Origin of the sequence: Pseudomonas sp. SIMBA_068 (assembly GCF_046534705.1) — a bacterium.
Classification (GTDB): Bacteria; Pseudomonadota; Gammaproteobacteria; order Pseudomonadales; family Pseudomonadaceae; genus Aquipseudomonas; species Aquipseudomonas putida.
This window is the reverse complement of sequence record NZ_JAWRYI010000453.1, coordinates 1-274: the sequence shown is the minus strand read 5'-3', so window position 1 is coordinate 274 and position 274 is coordinate 1. Positions and strand designations below refer to the sequence as shown.

Genomic DNA, 274 nt, shown 5'->3' with positions numbered 1-274 from the left:
CCGCCTTGTTCTAAAAATGTCAGGCTGGCGATGATTTTTGGCAACATGCTGCCGGGCGGGAAATGCCCTTCCTGCATATAGCGGGTCATGGTGGCAATATCCACCCGATCGAGCGCCTGCTGCTGCGGTTTGCCAAAGTGAATACACACTTTTTCGACGCCAGTGGTGATCACAAGAATGTCGGCGTGAATTTCACGGGCCAGCAGCGCGGTAGAGGGATCTTTGTCGATAACCGCGTCCACGCTTTGGTAATCTCCCGCGTCAGTACGCACTA

The 274-nt window shown here is 54.4% G+C and carries 1 pseudogene; it reads right to left on the bottom strand.

Annotated elements, in window-relative coordinates:
• Window positions 1–242: pseudogene (locus SB756_RS29925) on the bottom strand (hypothetical protein); the annotation flags it as partial.
• Window positions 243–274: the final 32 nt, after the last annotated feature.